We start from the raw sequence: 21757 nt of genomic DNA on the forward strand, positions 1-21757 counted from the left end.
AGCTCATGGCCTGTTCTACCTGCACTGCCGTCCGCCAGCTCGTCAACGTGCCGCTGCGCCGTTTCGGACTGCCGACCTTCAACACGCCGGCGCCGGCGCCCGCACCACGCGTGCAGACGTCTGCACAGCGTCCGGCCAACCCGGCCTGGCCAACGCGCAAGGACTGACCTGGCGCCGATCTTTCGTCCACTTCAAGGAAATGCCATGTACCTGCTGAAAGCCCTGCGACCCGGCGTCAAGGACGCCCTGACCGGAGATCCGATTCCCGAGGACGGCGTCCGTCGCGAAGTGCTGCTGCCGCCCGATCACTACGCCGAGCGCACCGGAGATCTCTCGATCGAGGAGCTCGCGCCCGAGTCTGCGGCGTCTGCCGCCCCCGAGTCGGCCGCGGCCGAGGTGCCCTCGAGCACGTCCCAGGATGCGCCCGAAGCGCGCTCCGGCCGCGCTGGCAGGGCTGCGGCTGCATCTGTCGGCTAGTCCCGATCTCGCCTCGTTCCAGGCCCGCCTCTGAGCGGGCCTTTTTGTTTCCACCCGCCCGCGCACCGTGGGCTTTGAGCCAAGGAAGGCCCTATGTCCCTCACTCTCCAGCAAATCCCGAGCACGGTCGGTGTGCCCGGCACCTACGTCGAGTTCGACGGTACCGGCGCCCGCACCACGCAGGCCGGTAAGCCCTACCGGATCTTCGTCTATGGCCAGATGGACAAGGCCAAGACCGTCCCGTATCCGAACGGGTCGACCGCACAGCCGAACGTCCCGATCCAGGTCAACAGTGCGCCGCAAGCGAGCCAGCTCTTCGGGCCCGGCTCGATCCTGTCGCATATGGCGCGCGACCTGTTCAAGACCAACAGCATCAACGAGGTCTGGTTCTGCCCGCAGTACGACGATGCGGCAGGCGTCGCCAGGGTCGTGACGGCCGACTATGCGGTGCCGTACGCGACGCCTGCGGCTCAGGCGGGCGTCGAGCGGATCTACATCGGCGACCTGGAGTACCGGGTGCCCGTGGCCGTCGGCGCGACGGCGGCGTCGATCGCTGCAGCTCTCGCGGCGGTCATCAACGCAGACCAGGCCGCGCTCTTCACGGCGACCGCGCCGGCGGCCGTTCTGACGCTCACGGCAAAGAACAAGGGCGAGCTGGCCAACGACGTGCAGATCGTGGCGCAGTACAACCCGGGCGACGTCAGCCCTGCCGGCACCTTCGTCACTTTCACCACGGCGACGGCGGGCGTGCAGAACCCCAGCATCGCTGCCGGCATCGCCAGTGCATCGACCATGTACATGACGCACGTGACGGTGCCGTACAACGACGCGACAAACGCTGCTCTGATCCTCGCCGAAGCGCAGGACCGTTGGGCTCCGCTTCCCGGGCCCACCAGCCTCGGCAACGGTCAAGACGACTTCGAGATCTTCGGCGCGTTTCGCGGGACCGAGGCGCAGATCGGCACCTTCATGGCAACTCGCAACAGCGAGTACCGCACGACGATGGCGGTCGAACCTGGCCAGGTGATCAATGGCATCCAGTACGGTGGCCTCATGTCCAGTGCATGGCAAGTTGCCGTCGTGTACTGCGCTATCAGCGCTGCGCTGGCCAGCGCAGTCGCAAACAACCCGCACCAGAACGTGGTGCTGAACTGCCTCAAGCCTGCGCCTATGCCGTGCCGGTTCATGTGGAATGTGCGCAATCGGCTCATCCTGAACACGGGCAACGCCACCTACAAGTGCAACGATGCCGACCAGGTGATGCTGGAGACCGCCATCACCGAACGCACCACCACCGATACGGGCGTGGCCACCGATGCCGAGCGTCGCGTCGAAACGCAGCTCGCCAAGAGCTACCTACGCTGGAGTGTGCGCACCATGCTCGACACCACGTATCCGCGCAACCGTCTGGCCGACGACGGCACGGCAGGCCTGCCGCCTGACGTGGCCACCCCCAAGATGATCAAGGGCTCGATCCTGGCCCTGTGCCAGAACGTCTGGGTGCCGCTGGGCATCGTCGAGAACTTCGATCAGTTCAAGGCCACGCTCGTCGTCGAGCGAAGCATCGAGGACTGCAACACGATCAAGTTCCAGGCCATGCCGGACATCGTGAACATCCTGACGGTCAAGGCCGGCAGGCTGTCCTACATCGTCTGCTGAGCGCGGTCATCAATTCCCCTGAAACCAAGGAGCATTCAACATGGCTTGCGCATCGCAGACGATCCGTGTGTCGACCGTTGTCTTCAACGGCATCAACCACACGCCGGTCAACAAGACCGCCCTCATCAAGCTGGGCGGGGAGGTCGCGTCCGACGGCGTGACCGACAACAAGGGCCGATGGTTCGGCACGACGACCGTCGAGCCCGCGGAGATCGAATTCGAATTTCCGCTCACGGTCGATTTCAACCCCGACAACTACCGCGGCCAGTGCGGCGACCTGATGTTCCTCACGGTCGAAGGCATGAGCTACCTGTCCACGAATGCACAGCTCTCGGCGGGCATCGAGGTCAAGGACTCCGAAGGCAAGGTCAAGCTGACCTTCAAGGGCGACGCGGCGGTCGTCTACTGAGCATTTGAGCACCATGTACCAACTCAAGACCCCCTTCAAGGCGCGCCGCGACGGTGCCGACATCGAGTTCACGGAGCTTGCGTTTCCCGACGTCATCACCGTGAAGATGATGCGCAAGGTGCCGATGGCTCAAACGCTGCTGGCCGCGCATGTGCTTGCCGAGCAGTGCGCCGGCTTGAATCAGATCGAGGCGTCCAAGCTCACGACGCCCGATGCGCTGGACTATGCCAACGAGCTGCAGGCGCTGGGATTGCTGACGCCGTGCGACGAGCCGGGCTTCAAGGTGCCGGAGATCAAGCCGGTCAAGGCGTTGATCGCCCGGATCTCGGCAGATCCGCATGCGCAGCGCGTCGATTTCGCGGCCCAGGTGCTGCAGCTCAGCGGCATGTCCCGTGAGGAGATCGACGAGATGGACTACCGGGCTTTCGAGCCGGCCATCGCGGCCATCACTGCGATCTTCATCGGCCCAAACAAATAAGGGACTCCGCGGCCGCGCTTCTGGCGCGCGGAGTCCAACCCTCTGAAATCGAAGAGATGACTCTCGGGCGCCTCGCCTTCTGGGTTGAGGTGTCCGAGGTCATCGCCGAAGCTGAGCGCGAGGCGGCAGCTGCAAAGACAGGCAGGTAAATCACATGGCAGTCATTCAAGAGTCCAAGGTTGTTCTGAACGGCCAGGACAATTCTGGCTCGGCCTTCCAGTCGCTGCAGCAGCGTTTCCAGGGCATCACCTCTGCGGCCGACGCGCTGAAAAACCGCCTCGTGGGCGGCCTCGGCGCGACTTCCTTCGGGCGCCTGCAGACGCATCTCGGGAACCTGCGCGGGCAGATGGCGGCGCTGGGCATCGCCGGCGGCGCCGGCCTGGCCATCGGCGGGATCGCTGCGATCAAGACGGGCTTCGACGCCGTCGCCGAGACGGCCGAGAAGGCGGGACGGATCCACGACCTCGGCGGCCGCCTGCGCCTCAATGCCGAGGAGTTCCAGGTCTTCGAGAAGATCTCCAAGGACGCAGGGGCCAGTATCGAGGAGACGGGCGGCGCCTTCCTGAAGTTCAAGCTGAACATTCAGTCGGCAGTCTCCGAGGGAGGCAAGAAGCTGCAGAAACTCGACGGCGATCTCCGCGCCTTTGGCCTGACGGCCGCGCAGGCACAGCAGATGAAGCCGCTGGATCTGATGAAGACAATGGGCCTGGTCTCGAGCAAGAGCACGACCGAGGCCGACGAGATGCTCAAGATCGAGAAGTTCCGCGCCCTCGCTGGCAAAACCGGCGCGACGTTGATCCCGATCTTCGAGGCGATCGGCACGGACTACGACACGCTGGCAAAGAAGATGCGCGCGTCGGGCACGCTGATGACCGACGAGATGGCTGCGATCGGCGACTCCGCCGATGAGGCCTACCAGCGATCGAAGAGCGCGATGAACGGCCTGAAGCTGGCCTTCGGCGTGCAGATGCTGCCGGTCTTCGAGCAGTTCTCGAACATCATGGAAGCGCGGATGAAGGCGAACCGCAGCGCGATGATGCCGGGCGTGAAGGCCTTGGCCGATGTGCTGAGCCAGAACCTCAAGCCCTTCATGGACGACATGGACCGGATGGCCGACAAGACCAGCGGTCTCTTCAAGATCCTCAACAGGGTGGCCGGCCTGGTCGGCTGGGACAACCTGGTCTTCGGCGGCCTGATCGCGATCGCATCGCCCTTCATCCTGAGCGCCGGTGGCATTGCGCTCGCGCTGGGCCGCATGACCATCAGCGCGGTCACGGCGGCGGGGAGTTTTGCCGCCATGAACTTCGCGCCGGCGCTGCGCAGCCTGGTGCTGTTCCAGATCGGGCTGCGTTCGTTCGGCCTGTCGGCCGCCGCCTCGTGGGCGCTGGCCCTGGCGCCGGTCACGCTGGTGGTTGCCGCGGTCGGCGCTGTGGCTGCGCTGGGGTACCTGATCTATCAGAAGTGGGACGGCATCAAGGCCTTCTTCGTTGGCGTGTGGGATGGCTTCATGCGCGGGATTGCGCCCGTGGCCGACGCGCTCGCGCCGCTCTCGGGAATCGCCTCGGTCGTGGGTTCCGCTTTCAGCGTGATGGGCAGCCTGATCGGCGGTGCCATCGACTGGGTGATGCAGCTGTTTGCACCGGTCGACAAGACGAAGGAAAGCTTCGCGGCATGGGGCCTGGCGGGGCAGAGCGCCGGTGACATGATCGCGACCACCTTCAAGATGCTGCTTACGCCGATCACCGCGGTGATCGATGCAGTGAAGCTGTTCGGCTCGGTGATGGACTGGGCGATGGGCAAGGAGTTCAAATTCGACTCGTCGACGGCGAAGCTGTTCCAGGAACAACAGGCCCAGACAGCCGAAGTCCAGCGGCTGCAGACCGTTCTGCCCGTGCAAACCGCGGCGGCGGCCTCGGCTGCAATCGACGCTTCTCCTGGCCCGGCAGGGGCATCGAGCTCGAGTTCGAGCTCGATCTCCCGATTCGGGGCCGGCGCGCCGTCGATCAGCATTCCGACTCCGAAAGTCGACGTGAGCGGACGCTTGGATGTCCGCGTGACGGCCGAAGGAAAGCCGGAGATCACGCGCGTGGAATCCCGCAACCCCAACTTCAACATCGACGCCCGCTCGGGCGGCATGTTCTCGACGCCATGACCACGAACAGCTGGCGGCAGCTCCTGCGTCCGGCCTCGTGGCGGGGCGTTCCTTTTGAGGTGGTGGGCGACGAGGTGGAGTTCGGCCGCAACGTGGCCATCCATGAGTTTGTCCAGCGCGACAAACCGCAGGTCGAGGATCTGGGCCGCAAGACCCGCAAATTCCGCATCGATGGCTGGATCTGCGCCGGCGCGCAGAACGGTTTTAACCCGTGGCCCCAGCGCGATGCTCTGGTCGCCGCGGTTGAGCAGGGCGGTGTGGGCACGCTGGTGCACCCGTTCTACGGCACCCTGCGTGGCCACATCACCACGATGGGCGTCAAGCAGACCAGCAGTGAGCTGGGCGGCTTCATCTCGCTGTCGATGGACTTCGTCGAGGCCGGCGAGGTCGAGTTCCGGGCCGACGTGGTCGACGACACCGGAGGGACCGTCCTGGCCGCGGCCGATGACAGCTACGAGGCGCTGGCCGATGAATTTTCGATGGCCTTCAGCGTCGAGGACCTGCCCGGCTTCGTGTTGGCCGATGCCGTTGACATGGTCGATCAGTTCCTGGGCGTCCTCGCCCAGTGGCGCCGTCCGGAAAGCCTAGCGGCGCAGGTTGCCGAACTCAACCTGGCGTCGATCGGCATCTACTCGCAACCGCTGGCGCTCGCGCAACAGGTGATGACGATCATGCGCGACGTCGCGCAGCCGCAAGCCTTCCACGAGTTCCTTCGTCCCCAGACGCCGAACATCCCGACGAGAGGGCGCGCAGCCCAGCGGACGAACAGCGTGGCGTTCACGCACCTCGTGCAGTCGGCCAGCCTGATCAGAGCGGCCGAGCTCAGCGTGGATTTCGCGAGCTCGAGCAATCGCTTCGCGGCCGACAGCACGGTCCTCCGCAGCACGCCGAAGCTCATCACCTACAACGAGATGCAGGCGCAGCGCTCCGCGATCACGCAGGCTTTCACCGCCGAGCTGCTGGATCTGTCCGGGCTGCAGATGTTCCCCAACACACAGCAGCTGCTCGTGGCGCTGCGCACGGCGGCGGTGCAGCACATGACGTCGACCGGGGAGCACCTGGCGCGAACCTTCGTCACCACGTGCTGCGACGGCACGGGGTGGAATGGCTTCATGCCCACGCTGGTGCTTGCCTATCGCCACTACGGGGTTCTTTCGGACGACGTGATCAACGAGCGCAACGAGATCCCAAATCCGCTCTTCGTGCCGCCGCGCGCCGCGATCGAGCTCCTACACGAGGTGACCGAATGATCTCCGAGAGGCTCAGTCCGATCGACGCGAACAACCGCGTGAGCCTGGAGGTGAACGGCGTGAGGTACGAGGGCTGGAAGGGCATACGCATCTCGCAAGGGATCGAGCAGCTCGCCGGCACGTTCTCTCTCGACGTCACGCAGAAGTGGCCCGACCAGGCTGTGGATTTTCCGATCGAGCCCGGCGAGGCCTGCACGCTCAAGATCGGTGAGGACGTGATGATCACGGGCTACATCGACGTCGTCTCGGAGGTCGAAGGCGTCGAGGACCACACCATTCGCGTGGAAGGGCGGGACCGCACCGGCGACCTGGTCGACTGCAGCGCGCCCACCACCGAGTGGACGGGCCTGACGTTCGAGTACATAGCGTCGGAGCTGATCAAGCCCTACGGCATCGAGCTCTTGACGCAGGTCGAGACCTCTGCCGGCGGCTATGTGGCGAAGAAGCCGGGAAAGCACAAGGCTCCTGCCGCGAAGGCGGGCAAGGGCGGCGGCAGGCTGCCCAGGAAGGCCGGCAACAGCGGCGAGACGGTGCACAGGCTGCTGGAGAAGCTCGCCAAGATTCAGGGCGTCCTGCTGGTCAGTGACCGTAAGGGCGGCCTGGTGGTGACGCGTGCAGGCCTCAACGGACGGACCACCGACAAGCTCGAGCTGGGGCGTAACCTGAAATCGCCCATCAACTACGAGCGCAGCTTCGCCAACCTGTTTTCGGAGATCACCGTCAAGGGACAGGCGCACGGTGCCACGAGCGCGGGCGTGCCCGTGCTGAGCGGGGCGGCATCGGTCAAGCCTGTGGCCACCGTCAAGCGCAGCGGGGCCTCAGCGGCCGGCGCGGTGACGGTCGGCAACAAGTCGATCCAGCGGTATCGCCCGCTCGTCATCAACGCGGAGGACCAGGCCGACGCGAAACGCTGTCGAGATCGCGCCGAGTGGGAGGCGGGTACTCGCGAAGCCCGCAGTCGCAAATTCGTGGTCCAGGTCCAGGGCTGGCGTCAGAGCGACGGAAGCATCTGGGAGATCAACACGCTCACGAACCTGCTGAAGCATCGCAGGGTAGGGGAGAACGAGGACATGCTGATCAGCAACATCGAATACACGCTGGATCTCAGTGGCGGCACGGTCTGCATCATGACGCTCTACAGCCCCGAGGCCTTCGACGTGCTCAAGGAGATCCCGAAGGTTGAAGCCGGTGCGGGTGCCGGCTCTCGGCAGCTCAGCGGCGTGAGCAGGGGACGCTGATGTCGGTCGATCGCATCTTTGGCCTGGTGCGGCGCGTGATGCGCCTGACCACCGACACTGCCACACCGAGCGTACAGGTTCAGATGGAAAGCGCTGCCGACGACCTGCACAACGACGTGGAGGTGCTGGAAACCTATGGCTTCACGGCGCATCCGCCGGAATCGGTACCGGAAGGCCTCGCCGTCTTCCCGAATGGCGAAAGCGACCATGGCATCGTCATCGGCTGGTTCGACAAGGCGCATCGTCCCGCCGGCTTGAAGGCTGGTGAAACCCAGCAATACAGCGTGCACGGGCAGAACCAGCTCTTCGACGAGGACGGCCAGATCACGCTCGAGGCGACGCAGCACGGGCAGCGGCTGTTCTTCAACAAGGATGGCGAGGTCGAGATCCGCGCGCAGCAGGGCCAGACGGTGCTGCTCGACAAGACGGGCCAGGTGGTGATCACCGACAAGGCCGGCAGCACTTTCCGGATGCTTGCGAACGGGGACATGGACGTGACGCCGGCATCCACCCAGTTCCGGGTGAATGGCTACCTGACCGCCTCGTACGGCGGCAGCAGCATCGGCATGAACCCGAACGGGGACATCGTCATGCATCCTGCCAGCGGGGTGGTGCAGGTGATCGGCAACGCCAAGGCCACGGAGGACGTGATCGCCGACAGCGATGGCACTGCGATCAGCTCTTTGCACCATCGGCACCCCGGCGGCAGCATCGGGGCCGGCACATCACTGGAGCCGATCTGATGGACGTCGAGCTCTTCTACGGATGCGGCCCCGATGCCTGTGCAGACGTGCGCACGGCGTGCGGCGACCTGGTCGCGATCAACGAACTGTCGACCTCGATCCTCATCAGCCTGTTCACCGACCGCCGCGCGAACGAGGACGACGTGCTGCCGGACGGCAGCGACCCCCGCGGCTGGTGGTGCGACGCGATGGATGGCACGCGCATCGGCTCACGGCTCTGGCTCCTCGAGCGAGCTCGCAATCTGCCAGAGGTGCTGCGCCTGGCCGAGGAGTACGCGCTCGAGGCGCTGGCCTGGCTGATCGAAGACCGCGTGGCGCGCAAGGTGACGGCGACGGCGGTCGTGGTCGGCGGATGCCACAACGTGCTCATGCTGACCGTGCAGATCTTCAAGCCTGACGGTCGAAGCCTGCGGTGGAAGTTCCGCTACGCGTGGGACCTGAGGGCCGTGCAGGACTGGGAAGCACTGGATTGCGCCAGTGCGCTGGCGATGGCCTGACATACAACGAACTTCGAACAGGGTACCCATGGCATTCAACCGACCAACGCTCGGCCAGCTGATCAGCACGGCCGAGGCCGAGATCAACGCGCTTATCCAGAACGCCGATGCGCGCCTGCGCTTCTCGATGCTCAACGTGTTCGCGCGCGTATGGGCAGCTCTGACCGACGGTCTCTACAGCGCGCTGGTGTTCCTCAGTCGCCAGCTATTCGTGATGACGGCAACGCGGCGCTTCCTGGAACTGATCGCCGAGAGCTACGGGATCTATCGCCTGCCGGCAAAAGCTGCGCAGGGGAGCATCGCTTTTCAGGGCGTGCCCAACAGCCCGATCGTCGCGGGCACCATCTTCCAGCGCACGGATGGCGTGCAGTATCAGGTGACGGGCGGCGGCTTTATCTCGGGGGCGGGGTACCTCGAGCTGCCGGCTGTCGCACTCACAGCGGGGACGTTGGGCAATGCGCCGGCATTGGTGCAGCTCCAGTCCACGAGCCCTGTGGCAGGCCTCCAGAGCGCGGTTGTGGCGAGCGGTGCCATTGCTGGCGGGGCTGACGAAGAGACAGACGATGGACTCCGCGTGCGTACTCTGAAGCGAATTCGCAATCCTCCAGGGGCCGGCACGGTGGCCGACTGGGAGCGTTGGGCAGGGGAGCTCAGCACGGCGGTGACGCGTGTATGGGTCGTGCCGACGGTCTACGGTAACGGTACGGTGGCCGTGGTCTTCGCGCAGGACAACGACGGGATCGTGCCGCCGCCAGCAGTGGTGCAGCAGATGCGCGATCACCTTGCGCAGTTCACGCCAGAGGGCACGGCTCTCTACGTCTACCCGCCCACGCTGAAGCCCGTACCTTTCACGATCCACGAGATCCCGAACAGTGACCCGGCTGTACGGCAGAACATCTCCGACGAGCTCCAGGACCTGCTCTACCGTGAGGCCGGGCCCGGTAGCACCATCCCGCTGACACACATTTCGGAAGCGATCAGCGGCGCGCAGGGCGAGTACGACCATTCAATGTCGGTGCCGAGCGGACCGCTGGTGTTCAGTGCCTTCGCGCCGCTCTTCGAGGTGGGCGTATTGGGCGCCATCACCTGGAACTGACCGTGGACGCAGTCAACACGTCATGCGCGGCCGAGCCGGCGCCCCTTTGCGAGGTGCAGTCCGTTGCGGCGGAGGCGCCGCTGTGCGGCCATACGCCCGAGCAGTTCGCGGAGGTCGCGCTCGCGCTCGAGCCGCGAGGTGCGGCCTGGTGCAAGCTCTACACCACCACGAAAGCCGCGCTCTACCGTGCGTTCGGGAGGTTGCTGGCGGACTTCGAGCAGCGGCTTTGCGACCTGTTCACGGAATCGCTAGCGTGCAATTCGGTGGAGCTGCTGGCCGAGTGGGAGCTGGAGTACGGCTTGCCTGGTGAGTGCGCGGCAGGGGCCTATCCGACAGATCTGCCGGGCCGCCAGGCGCAGGTTTGTGCTGCGCGCCGCAGCACAGGCATCAGCACTCGAGAGCAGCTGCAGGCGCTCCTGCGGATCGCGCTTGACTGCCCGCTGCTGACGCTCGAGCATATCTTCGTGCATAGCTGGATGAACAGCACCATGGGCCAGCCGCTCACGGTCTACGGCGGGATCTGCGTGGGCGGCATCGGCCCGGCAGATCTGCCGACGATGGTTCACAACGTCGTGGGCGGGTGGGGCGTGATCAGCGACGGGGCCGGCTCCAGTGTTGGCCAGCCGCTGACGCTTAACGATCCCGACTTTGTACAGCCTCCGATGTGCCCGGTGATCTACCACAGCACGATGGGCGGCTGGACCGGCGGTGTCGGTGTGCCATTGATGGTGGCCGACCCCATCAAGTGGGGCCTGCTCGTGTGCCTGATGAAGAAGCATTTGCCGGCGCACGTCGCCTGGACGGTCTGCGCCTGACCCTCTAACCCATCCCCCTCAAGGACTGCCTCGGCAGTCCTTTTTTTTGCCTGAAAGGAAACCATGGACCTGATCACCTACATCCCGGGAATCGCGAATTCCGGGCTCTTCACGCCGGGGCCGAACACGCCCTCGCCGTGGAACGTACCAATCATTGGCGCGGTCGACGGCATCAGCCCGGCAACGGCAACCCGCAACATGGCGGAGATCTACAACCGCTTGCTGTTCGCACATGCTGCGCTGGTGGAGGCTGCTGGCCTGGCCATCGACCACGACGACTGGGCCCAGCTCGTGCACGCGTTCCGCAGCAACGGGCTGGTGTATGCGGCAGGCGCGGGGACGGCGAATGCGCAGACGGTCGCGTATACGCCCGCGCTCAAGGCATTGGTCGACGGCATGGTCCTTTGGTACAAGGCGGCCGTGGCCAATACGGGGCCTGCCACGCTCAACGTGAACGGGCTGGGCGCCGTCCCCATCATGGGAGGAGCGCACGGCGCGCTACAAGGCGGCGAGATCGTCGCGAACGGTCGCTGCAGGCTGCTCTACAACGCGACGTTGGGCGCCTTCATCTTGCTCGAGTGCACGGGCGCGCCTCTGCAGGTGGGCCTGGCGACCCAGAGCCAGCATGCGATGCAATTGGGCCAAGCCACCGGGCGCTGGATCAATCGCCAGATCATCACTGCGACTGGCCCCTACGCGCCGACGGCGGGCACGAACTATGGCGACGTCACGGTGATCGCTGGCGGGGGCGGGGGTGGCGGCTGCCAGGCGACCGGATCGGGGCAGATGGCCGCCGGCGCCGGCGGTGGCGGTGGTGGCTGGGCGCGTCGCCGTCTCACGATCGCCCAAATGACAGGTCAGACGATGACGGTTGGCGGGGCCGGCACTGCTGGTGTGATCGGCTCGGGCGCGGGGGGGAATGGTGGTGCCTCCTCGTTCGGGGCGTTGGTTTCAGCCACCGGTGGGATAGGCGGCTCGTTCGGTGTGGCCGTCACTGCCAGCAACGTCACATTCGTTGGCGTTGGCGCGGCTGGTCTCGGCTCCAACGGCGACGTCAATGGCTTCGGCGGGAACGGCCGGTTCGCGACCTACTCGCCCGGCGGCGGCATCGGCGGAGACGGCGGGTTCTCTCTTCTGGGTGGGGGCGCCGCCTGGGCTTCGGGGACAAGTGGAGGCACTGGCGCCTCGGTGCGTGGCGCGGGCGGCGGCGGTGGCGTGGTGCAAGGCAGCAACGCCACGGGCGCACAGGGCGGGATCGGCGGTGCTGGTCTCATCATCATCGACGAGTTTGCATAAGGACCGCAGGACCATGAAATACGCTCTTTACTACACGACCACAGGACAGGTGGTTCAATGGCAGGACGACGAGGTCTATGGCTATAACGAGCCGGAGGGAAATTTCGCGCGGATCGAGCTCAACGATCCGCTGCCGGTGGATTTCGACGTCAACGCCCAGCCTTCGGGCTACTGGGTCATAGATGGTGTATTGACTCAGACGGCGCCGCCCGCGCCACTCTCCGACGTTGCAATGCGGGCTGGCTGGGCCGTGACCGCGAAGCGAGCCGACTTGCTCGCGGAGGGTGTAGCCCTCGCGGGCGGGCGCCGGTTCCGTCCTACGGACGCGGACCTGGCCCGCCTCGCACCGATCGCACTCAACCACGCGGCTCTCGGGATCGCGGCCGTCGACGTGCTGCTCGATCAGCCGCCGGTCTGGTATGGCATCGCCGCGGTGGACCTCGCTGTTGCGTATTCGGCATTCATCGTGAAACGCGAGGCGTGCTACTCGAATGAGAGACTTCATCTCGAGGCCATAGCCGCGTTGCTCGCGGCCGAGGATCGCGCCGGACTGGAGGAATACGACGCGACCACTGGCTGGCCGACCTGAGCTCGTTCTGCCTTCACAACCAACCCGCTTCGGCGGGTTTTTCTTTTGCCTGAAAGGCCGGCATGAACTCTCAACCTTCCGTAACCGATGCAGTCGGTTTCGGCGTTTTTCTCGCTGGTCTGGTGTACGCGCCCAACGTCGCCGAAGTAGTGGGGCCATACATCGTGATCGTGCTGGCATCGATCATCGGCGCGTCATTCGCACTGAAGCGACGCGAGAAGACAGCGCGCCTCGCGGCGCTCTGGTACTTCTTGCGCGTGGCTGGATTGGCGGTGCTTATCACAGTGAGCCTGGCAGGCATCGGCAGCAGCTACTACAGCTCGCTGACCGAGCGCGTGCTGATCACACCCGTGGCGCTGGTCATCGGCGCGATTGGCGACGACTGGCCCAAGCTGTTGCGCGCCATTGTTCGATTCATCTTCCGTGCGGTCGACCTGGCCCGCGGCAATCCACCCAAGGACAACAAGGAAGAAACGCCATGAATTGGGACCAGCAACGCGTGCTTGCGGTGGCCCTCTGGCCAGCCTGCGCCGCAATCTTCTTCATCGCCTCGTGTCGCCTTAACGCCATGCCGAGAAACACCCGTTGGGCTGTCGTCGTGGAGTACGCCATCTGGGCGGGGATCGGTTTCACGGTGCCGTTTTTGCCCCTGGTTGGCGAGTGGCCCGGCCCGGGGATGGTGTTGCTTACATACGGTCTCGTTCTGGTGCTGCTCTGCAGTGCCCGGGCTTGGGCCGGAGACATCGCGCCGGACGAAGCGACGGATGCGTCTCCGCTGCAGGCGCTGACTTGGCGTCAAGCAATAGAACTCAGGTGGATGCGCCTGCGCGCGCGGCTTGAGGTGCTATGGCAGCGCGCGCAATTCTGGAAGGTCCAATCATGAACTCGGTCACTCTCTCGCTCTGCACCGGCGCGCAGCTCAGCCGCGCCCAGCTGTTTGCCGACTTCCTGTCGGCCGGCATGGCGTTCTACATGATCGATACGCCGCAGAGGCAGGCGATGTTCCTGGCCAACGTGGGCCACGAGTCCAGCCGGCTGCAGTACACGACCGAGCTGTGGGGGCCGACGGCAGCCCAGAAGGGCTACGAGGGCCGGAAGGATCTCGGCAACACCCAGCCTGGAGACGGATCTCGATTTCGTGGCCACGGCCTGATCCAGATCACCGGCAGGGCCAACCATGCAGCCGCACGCGATCGCCTGCGCGCACGCTTCCCGGATGTGCCCGACTTCGTCGAGCACCCCGAGCAACTGGCCGATCCGCGGTGGGCTGCGCTCTCGGCCTGCGACTACTGGGACATGCGCCGGCTCAACACCTGGGCTGACGCCGGCAGCTTCGACAACGTCTGCGACATCATCAACCGCGGCAAGGCTACGCCGGCCGTGGGCGATTCGAACGGCTGGGCGGACCGCCTGGCGCTCTATAAAGGCGCCCGCTCTGCTCTAGGGCTTGAGCCGCTATGACTGTGCTCACCGACCTCAAAGCGCTCCTGATCTACATCTTGAGCGCTTTCGTGCTGGTGTTGGGCTTGGCAACGTGGCATTACCGCGCGCTGGCCAGGACCTCCAGCTTGGCGCTGCAGGTCCAGAACGCAGCCGTGGTGGCCACGAATGCCGCCGCACAGCAGCTGCTCGAGCAGCGCACGAAGGAACGCGACGCCAAGCAGGCCGAGCTCAACAAACGCGCCGAGGCGCAGGAGAAGACTGATGAAAAAGCTGTTACCCAGATCTCTGCTGACGATCAGCGCCAGCGCAGCGCTCCTGTGGTTGTCCGGGTGCTCGACTGCACCCGCGATGCCGGGCGCAGTGGTGGAGGCGCCGCAGGTCCAACTGCCGCCCGTGCCGACCCTGGTACAGCAGACACCGGCGCGGCCAGTGGGGTACTTCCGGCAGCTGGTGCTCGACGCCTTGCAGACGCCCTGACTGAGATCGAGAAGACGAGCGCAGCGTATAGCTCGTGCCGAGCAGACGCCTACAGCGTCCGCGGGCAGGCGCCTCCTGCCGAATGAAATTTCCAACGTGATCCCCCGCTCTGGCTTAGCCTGGAGCGGGGGTGGTTCTGCGTTTGAGGTCAGGCGTTCAGCGCGGCCTGCCGGGGGCGAGTAAGCCTCATGATCGTCTGCGACACCTTGCGGCCTACCACGATGCCAAGGCGTTCGACAGGGTAAAACAGCACCGCCGAGAGCATGATCAACACCATGCTGGAGAGAAAAAGGATCAGCAAACTGAGTGCAGATATGCCGTGCCCGCTGTACAGGGCCATGAATCCCCACGCCGTGAAGCTGCACATCACTGGAATCTGCACCAGGTAGATCGAGAAAGACAGACGTCCCACCCATTGCGACAACGGGGTGGAGAGCGCTCGTCGGGCACGCTGGCTGAGCATGACGCCGAAGATGAGCGCGAGGCTGGCGAACGAGAGCGTCAGCGGCTCGTTGTCTTCCCAGCGCCAGGCTGCCAGCATCAAGCCGCAGGCGATCATCAGGCCGGATAGAAGCCGGCGCTTCTCGGAGACTTCGAACTGGTGGAAGTGCCGGCTGTGGCGGAAGTCAGCAAGGGCGCAGCCGAGAGCAAGTGCGAAGATCGAAGAATCGAGCCACCAGGTCATGCCGAGCAGGGCCGCGTGGCCCACGAGCCGCGCGGCGCGCGAGGTGCCTACGACCAGCAGAACTGCGAACACCGCGATCGATCCTTGCATTTCGACCGGCATCGTCCACAGCGACGAGTTGTACGAGGTCATTGCGTTCGGGTCCACGTAGACGCGATACAGCGAGAAATTGAGCACGTCAGCGACGCTGGGGTCGAATTGATAGAACGCGGACCACCAGAACCAGCTGCCTGCAGCGTAACCGGCGTGACCATTGAGCATCCAGCCCGCCACCATCATCGCTGCCGCGATCGCCGAGATCACCAGGATCGGGATGGTCAGTCGAAAGTAGCGGCGCAAGGCGAGGTCTACAACTACGGCGCGTTCGCCGGTCCTGAAGAAGCCAGCGCTGAGCACATAGCCAGAGAGAACAAAGAAAACGAACACGGCGAAGGTGCCGTCAGCGAAGAAAGGAATTCCCGGGAGGTAGTTCCGCCAACCGGGAAAAATGGTGATGTGCAAAAGGTGATGCAGCACCACGGCAATAGCGGCCCAGCCGCGCAGGCCGTCCAAATATGGTTCGCGCATCCGAGGATCAGCTCAGGAGTTGAGCGAGCTTGAGCTCGCATCGGCTGGTTTCGATGGGAGTGCCGCCACAAACTTTTCGATGGCGAAAGCGCACAGCGCGCAGAGTCCCAGCGCTGGCAGTGCGATGTACATGCCAATGTCGAACGGTAGGAAGTATCCGCCGGTCGCCAGCACTGCCAGCCAGAAAACGCCGTTGATTGCGCTGAGCCAAAAGAGCAGCGCGTCTTGGCGAAGAGTTAGCCCGTTCTGCGGCTTGTAAGGCGGAGGGCGCTTGAACATGGGAGAAACCTTGTCATTGTTGTGACGCATTGTAGAACTGCGACTCTCAATGTGGCCTGTGAGTCGTTGGTACTCATTGCGACGGTTTCACTCCTAGCGAGCACGCTCGCCTAGAACAGGTCGAGTTGGGGCGGCGGTGGCGTCGGAGTGCCCTGTGCGGCGCGCTTCGGCCCGCGCTCGCCTGCCGGCCGTTCCTTTTTTGGTCGTGGTGCAAGCGGCGCGGGATACGTGTCGAGCTGACCCATCCATTGCTGGAAGAACCGCGGCGCCTCGTGCACGGGACACGTCAACCAGTCGTCGTAGTCTTCGGGGTCAAGGATCACGACCATTCGCTTTTCGTCGCCCGGCCGGTGAAATCGCGACATCACCGGGTGGCCATCGGCGTTGATGGTGATCATCGCGAAGCTGAACATCTCATCGTTGGTTTCCGGGTTCGTCCACTTCTCCCAGATGCCGGCGAGGCCCATGGGCACCTCGCCGGGCTGCTGGATGCGGTAGCGCACTGCGGGCCCCTCGTCCGTCTCGTAGAAGGGCTCAAAGATCGCCTCGGCAGGGATGATGCAGCGCTGCCCCATGCGCCAGGCGCTGCGATAGCTGGGTTTCGTGGCGATGGTTTCCGACTTCGCGTTGTAGGTCTTCTTTCCGTAAACCAACTCCTTTGCGAAGCCTGGCAGCAAGCCGAACGCGCCGTCGTCGACGCGGCGATTGCCAGAGCCGTCTTCGGCAAGCCTGATGAACGGGGCCATGCCAGTGGGCCAAGTGACGACCGGCCGCTCATCGTCCTCACGGATGACGCCGAAGAAGGACAGGAGCCTGTCACGGCGCGTCACGGCTTCGTAGTTGCTGCACATCGCTCGGCTCCATCGATCATGAGGCTCAAAAGTACCCCGGGCTGCGACCCGAGGCCGTTTCAGGGTTATGGGGCACTCGCCGATCCGCCCGCTTCGTCATCGTCTCGCCAATCTTTCTCGCCGCCAGCGATTCCTCGAGCTCGCGTTCGCGCGCCAAGCGCCGCGCCTCGGCCGGGTTGCCGAAGCGGTCCTCGTCGTCGTCAAAGCCGCCTCGAGGGATCGCAATCGGGCGGCAGAACCACGTCTGAGGGTAGTCGTCCGACTTGATGCGCTTCATGCCGATCCCGCGCGTGATGACCTCCATGCCCGAGATCAGGATGCCGCCCTTGATCCTGCGCAGCCTGGCGCGATCGAGGGGAGGGATCACGTACGTCTCCCCGTCCGGCTGCAGGAGCGATGCCAGAAAGATGCTCCGGCCTGGCCTAGGGTCGAAGATGCGTTCCATGTAGGTCAGGTCGCCCACGCGACGGGTGTGCTTCACCGCCTCCACGTTCGGGAGCTTCTCACCCTCGTATCGGGTGCGGAAGACTTCGTAGAAGACGGGAATTGACACTGTTTAAATATACAGTAGTATCCAGTGCATGGACAGCGACGAGATCCCGACAGACATGTGGATCTACTACTGCGCCAAGCGGCTCAAGCAGCACTGGCGCACGGTCGATCCTGCGCAGCTCGACGAGCTGGCTACTGACCTGGCTGGTGATGTGAACCTCCGCGCGATGTCGCCGATCGCGGCTGCTGCGCTCTTCCTTGAGCCGGTGTTGCGGCCTGACGAGGCTTAATCGTGGATCCGCGGCCACCGTTTTGGCTGCCCCTGTACAGTCGGCGCCTTCGCAACAAGCCGGCAGGCAAAAGGACTGATCGTGCCCGTAGAGCCCCACTGGACAGCCTATTTGACTCCTGTGATCCAGTTCTTCGCTGCGGCCGCAGCGGTCTTCGTAGCGTACAAGTTCGGCAAGATCCAGGCAGGCATAGCGAAACAGCAGGCCGACACGGCCATCTTGGCGGCGAAGACGGCGCGTAATAAGCTCAAGTTCGAGTTGTTCGAGCGGCGTCTTGTTATGTACGACCGTGTCTATGCATACATCGACACTGTGATCGGTCAAGGGAAAATAGTCGCTGAATCCGACAGCGAGTTTTTGACTTCTGTGCGCGCGATGGGCTGGATCACTGATAGATCAGTGGTCGACTATGTTCATAAAGAGCTCCGAGACAAGATGATCGCGCTCTCGATGTTGACCACCGAGATTGAGAACATGCCTGTCCCAAACCAAGCACGTGCGGAGCTCGGCATCAAAAAGTCTGTTTTGCAGGCGACTCTCTACCAGGAGCACGACGCGCTTGCACGCGTCTTCGAGCCGTTTCTTAAGCTCGAGCATTAGCCGGGTCGCGGGGCAGTCAGTTGATGTGCTAGGAGCTCTCGGCGTCTTCTGCCGCGACGAGCTCACCCGGGCCCTCGATGCGCAGCCAGCGTGCGGTGCCGCCTTTGGCGTGGAGGATCACGTCGATGCCCGGCTTTGCCGAAGCGTCCGGCTGCATGCCCTTGTGATAGATCACAATGCGCTCGAACGTATCGGCCACGAGCTGGCGGGCCCGCATTCGCGCTTCGTAGTCGAGAGCTTCCACCCCGTCGACCAGGACCTTCCAGCGTTCGTCTGCGCCGGTTAGATCTGCGCGCGCCGCTTCCGCGAGTGCGCGCTCGGCGGCTTTGACCTGGTCGCGTGCTGTGTCCCTTTCGAGCTCGAGTTCGCGGGCTCGCCTGATGAACGTGGCGGGCGCTGCGTCCTCGCTTTCGAGCAGCGCCTCGGTGATGCGCTCGAGCTTGACCTCGATGTCCCGTAGCTGCGCGTTTGCCGCAGCAAGCTCAACGCGGGGCAGGGCGGCCCGATCGCCGGCATAGAGGGCCTGCAGGTTCACCATGTCGGAGCAGTAGCGCATCAGCGCTCGCTCGATCGGTGCGGCAGAGCATGAGCCTCTCACCAGGCACCCAGTGCCGCTGTTGACCTTGACGCACTGGAGGCGCCGGTGGCCGTCGGCCAGGCTGCCATCGGCGCGCCGCTTGTTGGCCATGGTTTGGCTCTTGAGGGGCGAGCCGCAGTAGCCGCACAGGGCGACGCCGAAGCCGGTCAGGAGTGACGGGATCTCGCCCTTGACATGCCGCCTGCTTCGCAGGCCGACGAGCTCCTGCAGGTCCGTCCATGCGTCTGCATCGATGACTGCAGGGTAGTAGTTCTCGAGGACGAAGGTCTCCGGCTCGAGAACCAGGTGCTTCTCGCCCTTCAAGGCTGGGTTGGCCAGCAGCCGTACCAGGTGCCCGGAGGAGGGCGGTGCGGCACTGCTGGAGAGGCCAGCCGCGTGCAGGGCCTTCGCGATGTGGCCAGTGCCCAGGCCTCGGCGGAACATGTCGACGGCCGCGCGCACGGCCTCGGCGCGCTCAGGGATCAGCTGCCACTTGCCGCCGACCACGTGGAGCCAGCCAGGCGTCTTCCCGTAGCGGATGAGTCCGCGGTACGTGCCGTCAATCCACCCGACGCACTGGCGGCGAATCGCGTCGCGCACACGCTTGCTCTTCGTGTCCGATTCTTCATGAGCCCGGATCATCACCAGCACGCTGTAGACCAGGTCCATCGGGTTCGCCTTGAGGCGATCGCGGCTATAGACCTTGCCGTCGCTGGCCGTGACGACCGAGATCCCCGCGGAGATGATGGCTGTGAGCTGGGCTTGGGCTTGAATGGGCTCAGCGCGGGAGAGTCGATCAAGGCCCTCGACAACGAGGAACGAGCCGGCAGGGACCTGGCCATCTTCTACGGCCTTCAGGAACACGCCGAGGGCGCCTTTCTTCACGTGACGCTGATGGAAGGCCGAGAGGCCTTCGTCGCGCATCGAGAGAGTCTCGTCCAGCTGAAGGGAGTGCTCTTTCGCCCATGCTGCAGCGTAGGCGCCCTGACGTTCGGAGCTTGCGCCGCCGGCTTGGCGAGCGTCGCTGAAGCGCATGTAGCTGTAAACCTTGGCCGTCATGCGGCGCAGTTTACTTTCCGTGCGTGAGGTTTACCTCAATCAGGTTCAAAGGGACTTTCTCAGCGAAGTCGGCAAACCGACTTGGCACCCCTAGCGAGCAGCAATTTTACGCTTTCTATGTCCAGAGCCCGGTGGCAAGAGCTTTTTCGCTCAAGCGCCTATTCGGAGAGATGTGTTTTTTTGGGTGCTGCGATGCAGCAGTGCGTTCCGAATACGGCCGCGAGAGCACGCGCTTGGCGTTTAGCGGATGCTTCACCCATTGACAGGAAAGTACGCGTTTTTTGAGGTCCATCGTGCAGAATACGCGGCATCAACGATGGGCCGCACGATCGCTTCGGCGTATTTGGAGTCACCGTCGACAAGAATTTTCACAATGAATGCGAGGGGTGTGTAATGGGAGAACCTATCTGGAGGGGGAGCCTGGCGTTGCTGGCAGCTGCGTTGGTCTCTTGTGGGGGAGGCGGAGGAGGAGGTTCTGCGGGGTTGCCGAGTGGCTCGTCACCATCGTCGCCGTCGATCAGCGCTCTCGCTACGACTCAGGGCGCAAACTCGAAGGCGGACTCGGAGTCAGAAGGACTGGAGATCGCCCTATCGGACTCCCAGGGCGGGATCGCCGCTCTGCAAGCGCGAGGCGCAGACGTCGCCGCAGTTTTCGAACAGGCGATGCGTGGCGGTGACGCTCGGCCCTACGCAACGCTGGACACCAGTGCCTTTGGTATTCCCAGAACCATGGTGTATGACGCCGTTCATGGCGACATCTACGCCTCGTATCCCAGCACTTTTTGGGCAGCCGGACTGAGTGCCATCGTCCGGTTTCGCTCTAATGGCGTCTCCTGGTCGAGTTCTTCGCTTTCCATTCCCGGCTTGCGTGACATCGCATTGGCACCGGATTCGAGCGTTCTCGCCGCAACGGATGCCAGCAATCACGTTCATCTGATCGATCTGGCGGCTTTCAGTGTGAAGAGCACCCACTTGTCCACCTTTGGCGTGGGGGACGAAGGTAACGTCACGGAAGGGAGCCTCGCCATTACCAAAGACGGCAAGCTATGGATGCCCACGGGAGGTACGACATGGCATGGCCTGGGATTCTTCGACCTGAATACGCTCAAGTTCGGAGAAGCCCTACCCAGCTGCTGCTACAGCGGGCCGTACTTGGCAGTGTCTCGCGATGGCGTGCGGCTGATGGTGGCACCGTCGGCCGCCATCACGCCCACACCAGCCATGCTCTACATGGATGCGGAAGATGGAGTCTTCCGGACAAATCCGATAGGGCTGACATTCTTCTATTACCTGACGAGCGTGAGCGACAACGGAAACCGCTTCCTCATGGGGGGAAACGCGGTCTATGATAGGGCATTCGGAACGGTGGGCAGGGTGCCTCAGCCCGTGACCGGCGTCAGGGCTGCACAGTTGTCCGCAGACGGACGCCGCGCGTACATACTGGAATATGCCGTTGAACCCGGCTCCTCGGCGTTGCCGCTCGTTCGAGCCCTCGATACCAGCATGAAGGCTGGTACGCAACTGACGTTGCCTGAGATCGGAAGCTTCACCTTGCCCGAGGTGCCGGGTTGTCAGACCGCCAACTATCCCGACTACGAGTGCTATCGCCCTCGAATGCGTGTGACTCCAGACGGCAAGAACTTGCTGATCCTTGGCAGCAAGAAGCTGGTCGTGGTGCCTATTCCCCTCGCACTGCGTTCGTTAAGACTGCCCCCTGCAACGTGATCGTTGCGGCCTT

General features: G+C 64.1%; 26 protein-coding genes and 1 riboswitch. Of the genes, 21 read left to right on the forward strand and 5 right to left on the reverse strand.

Annotation, left to right across the window (positions count from 1 at the left end):
* Positions 1-5 precede the first annotated feature (5 nt).
* The 18 genes from FHT32_RS06315 (at position 6) to FHT32_RS06400 (ending at position 14705) form a co-directional block, all read left to right on the forward strand.
* Complete coding sequence (locus tag FHT32_RS06315; RefSeq protein ID WP_176663793.1) at positions 6-167, forward strand: hypothetical protein; 162 nt, start codon at positions 6-8, stop codon at positions 165-167.
* Positions 168-204: 37 nt separating this feature from the next.
* Positions 205-477 (forward strand): hypothetical protein, encoded by a 273-nt coding sequence (locus tag FHT32_RS06320; RefSeq protein WP_176663794.1) that lies wholly within the window; start codon positions 205-207, stop codon positions 475-477.
* A 93-nt stretch (positions 478-570) separates the two neighbouring features.
* The gene (locus FHT32_RS06325) at positions 571-2136 is read left to right on the forward strand and encodes a phage tail sheath C-terminal domain-containing protein (protein ID WP_176663795.1); all 1566 of its coding nucleotides are present in this window, start codon (positions 571-573) and stop codon (positions 2134-2136) included.
* 40 nt (positions 2137-2176) lie between these two features.
* Positions 2177-2545 (forward strand): phage tail tube protein, encoded by a 369-nt coding sequence (locus tag FHT32_RS06330; protein ID WP_176663796.1) that lies wholly within the window; start codon positions 2177-2179, stop codon positions 2543-2545.
* A gap of 13 nt (positions 2546-2558) precedes the next feature.
* Entirely contained in the window at positions 2559-3023 is a 465-nt protein-coding gene (locus FHT32_RS06335) for a hypothetical protein (RefSeq protein WP_176663797.1), read from the forward strand.
* A 154-nt stretch (positions 3024-3177) separates the two neighbouring features.
* The gene (locus FHT32_RS06340) at positions 3178-5175 is read left to right on the forward strand and encodes a hypothetical protein (RefSeq protein ID WP_176663798.1); all 1998 of its coding nucleotides are present in this window, start codon (positions 3178-3180) and stop codon (positions 5173-5175) included.
* Positions 5172-6425, forward strand: coding sequence for a DNA circularization protein (locus FHT32_RS06345; protein ID WP_176663799.1), 1254 nt, complete (start codon positions 5172-5174; stop codon positions 6423-6425). Before FHT32_RS06340 ends, FHT32_RS06345 begins: the two co-directional genes overlap by 4 nt.
* Entirely contained in the window at positions 6422-7663 is a 1242-nt protein-coding gene (locus FHT32_RS06350) for a phage baseplate assembly protein (RefSeq protein ID WP_176663800.1), read from the forward strand. The genes FHT32_RS06345 and FHT32_RS06350 overlap by 4 nt, the downstream gene beginning before the upstream one ends.
* Entirely contained in the window at positions 7663-8406 is a 744-nt protein-coding gene (locus FHT32_RS06355) for a phage baseplate assembly protein (protein ID WP_176663801.1), read from the forward strand. Before FHT32_RS06350 ends, FHT32_RS06355 begins: the two co-directional genes overlap by 1 nt.
* Entirely contained in the window at positions 8406-8903 is a 498-nt protein-coding gene (locus FHT32_RS06360; protein ID WP_176663802.1) for a phage GP46 family protein, read from the forward strand. Before FHT32_RS06355 ends, FHT32_RS06360 begins: the two co-directional genes overlap by 1 nt.
* Before the next feature lie 28 nt (positions 8904-8931).
* Positions 8932-9999, forward strand: a complete 1068-nt coding sequence (locus FHT32_RS06365) for a baseplate J/gp47 family protein (RefSeq protein ID WP_176663803.1) — start codon at positions 8932-8934, stop codon at positions 9997-9999.
* Positions 10000-10001: 2 nt separating this feature from the next.
* A complete protein-coding gene (locus FHT32_RS06370) occupies positions 10002-10814 on the forward strand; it encodes a hypothetical protein (RefSeq protein ID WP_176663804.1) in 813 nt (270 codons plus the stop codon).
* 63 nt (positions 10815-10877) lie between these two features.
* On the forward strand, positions 10878-12110 hold the full coding sequence (locus tag FHT32_RS35295; RefSeq protein WP_176663805.1) for a hypothetical protein: 1233 nt from the start codon (positions 10878-10880) through the stop codon (positions 12108-12110).
* Between the two features lie 13 nt (positions 12111-12123).
* Positions 12124-12699 carry a hypothetical protein gene (locus FHT32_RS06380; protein ID WP_176663806.1) on the forward strand — a complete coding sequence of 192 codons (576 nt, stop codon included), beginning with the start codon at positions 12124-12126 and terminating at the stop codon, positions 12697-12699.
* Between the two features lie 62 nt (positions 12700-12761).
* The gene (locus FHT32_RS06385) at positions 12762-13181 is read left to right on the forward strand and encodes a hypothetical protein (protein WP_176663807.1); all 420 of its coding nucleotides are present in this window, start codon (positions 12762-12764) and stop codon (positions 13179-13181) included.
* Positions 13178-13582 (forward strand): hypothetical protein, encoded by a 405-nt coding sequence (locus FHT32_RS06390; protein ID WP_176663808.1) that lies wholly within the window; start codon positions 13178-13180, stop codon positions 13580-13582. Before FHT32_RS06385 ends, FHT32_RS06390 begins: the two co-directional genes overlap by 4 nt.
* Entirely contained in the window at positions 13579-14160 is a 582-nt protein-coding gene (locus FHT32_RS06395) for a glycoside hydrolase family 19 protein (RefSeq protein ID WP_176663809.1), read from the forward strand. Before FHT32_RS06390 ends, FHT32_RS06395 begins: the two co-directional genes overlap by 4 nt.
* Positions 14157-14705 (forward strand): hypothetical protein, encoded by a 549-nt coding sequence (locus FHT32_RS06400; protein ID WP_176663810.1) that lies wholly within the window; start codon positions 14157-14159, stop codon positions 14703-14705. Before FHT32_RS06395 ends, FHT32_RS06400 begins: the two co-directional genes overlap by 4 nt.
* Positions 14706-14767: 62 nt before the next feature.
* On the opposite strand, the gene FHT32_RS06405 is transcribed toward FHT32_RS06400, so the two are convergent.
* The 4 genes from FHT32_RS06405 to FHT32_RS06420 all read right to left on the reverse strand — a co-directional run bounded on the left by FHT32_RS06405 (position 14768) and on the right by FHT32_RS06420 (position 17554).
* Positions 14768-15871 (reverse strand): acyltransferase, encoded by a 1104-nt coding sequence (locus FHT32_RS06405; protein WP_176663811.1) that lies wholly within the window; start codon positions 15869-15871, stop codon positions 14768-14770.
* Positions 15872-15883: 12 nt separating this feature from the next.
* Positions 15884-16150, reverse strand: a complete 267-nt coding sequence (locus tag FHT32_RS06410) for a hypothetical protein (protein WP_176663812.1) — start codon at positions 16148-16150, stop codon at positions 15884-15886.
* Between the two features lie 110 nt (positions 16151-16260).
* Positions 16261-17001 (reverse strand): SOS response-associated peptidase, encoded by a 741-nt coding sequence (locus tag FHT32_RS06415; RefSeq protein WP_176663813.1) that lies wholly within the window; start codon positions 16999-17001, stop codon positions 16261-16263.
* Positions 17002-17026: 25 nt separating this feature from the next.
* Positions 17027-17554 carry a hypothetical protein gene (locus FHT32_RS06420; RefSeq protein ID WP_176663814.1) on the reverse strand — a complete coding sequence of 176 codons (528 nt, stop codon included), beginning with the start codon at positions 17552-17554 and terminating at the stop codon, positions 17027-17029.
* Between the two features lie 28 nt (positions 17555-17582).
* Between FHT32_RS06420 and FHT32_RS06425 the strand changes: the two genes are divergently transcribed.
* Entirely contained in the window at positions 17583-17783 is a 201-nt protein-coding gene (locus FHT32_RS06425) for a hypothetical protein (protein ID WP_176663815.1), read from the forward strand.
* A 120-nt stretch (positions 17784-17903) separates the two neighbouring features.
* Positions 17904-18383, forward strand: a complete 480-nt coding sequence (locus FHT32_RS06430; RefSeq protein ID WP_176663816.1) for a hypothetical protein — start codon at positions 17904-17906, stop codon at positions 18381-18383.
* A gap of 28 nt (positions 18384-18411) precedes the next feature.
* Here FHT32_RS06430 and FHT32_RS06435 read toward each other — a convergent pair whose 3' ends face one another.
* Complete coding sequence (locus FHT32_RS06435) at positions 18412-20019, reverse strand: recombinase family protein (protein ID WP_176663817.1); 1608 nt, start codon at positions 20017-20019, stop codon at positions 18412-18414.
* A riboswitch (TPP riboswitch) is annotated at positions 20018-20121 on the reverse strand. (Overlaps the previous gene by 2 nt.)
* Before the next feature lie 627 nt (positions 20122-20748).
* Between FHT32_RS06435 and FHT32_RS06440 the strand changes: the two genes are divergently transcribed.
* Positions 20749-21744 carry a hypothetical protein gene (locus FHT32_RS06440; RefSeq protein ID WP_176663818.1) on the forward strand — a complete coding sequence of 332 codons (996 nt, stop codon included), beginning with the start codon at positions 20749-20751 and terminating at the stop codon, positions 21742-21744.
* Positions 21745-21757 lie beyond the last annotated feature (13 nt).

Source organism: Variovorax sp. SG517 (genome assembly GCF_013376045.1).
Taxonomy (GTDB): Bacteria; Pseudomonadota; Gammaproteobacteria; order Burkholderiales; family Burkholderiaceae_C; genus Variovorax.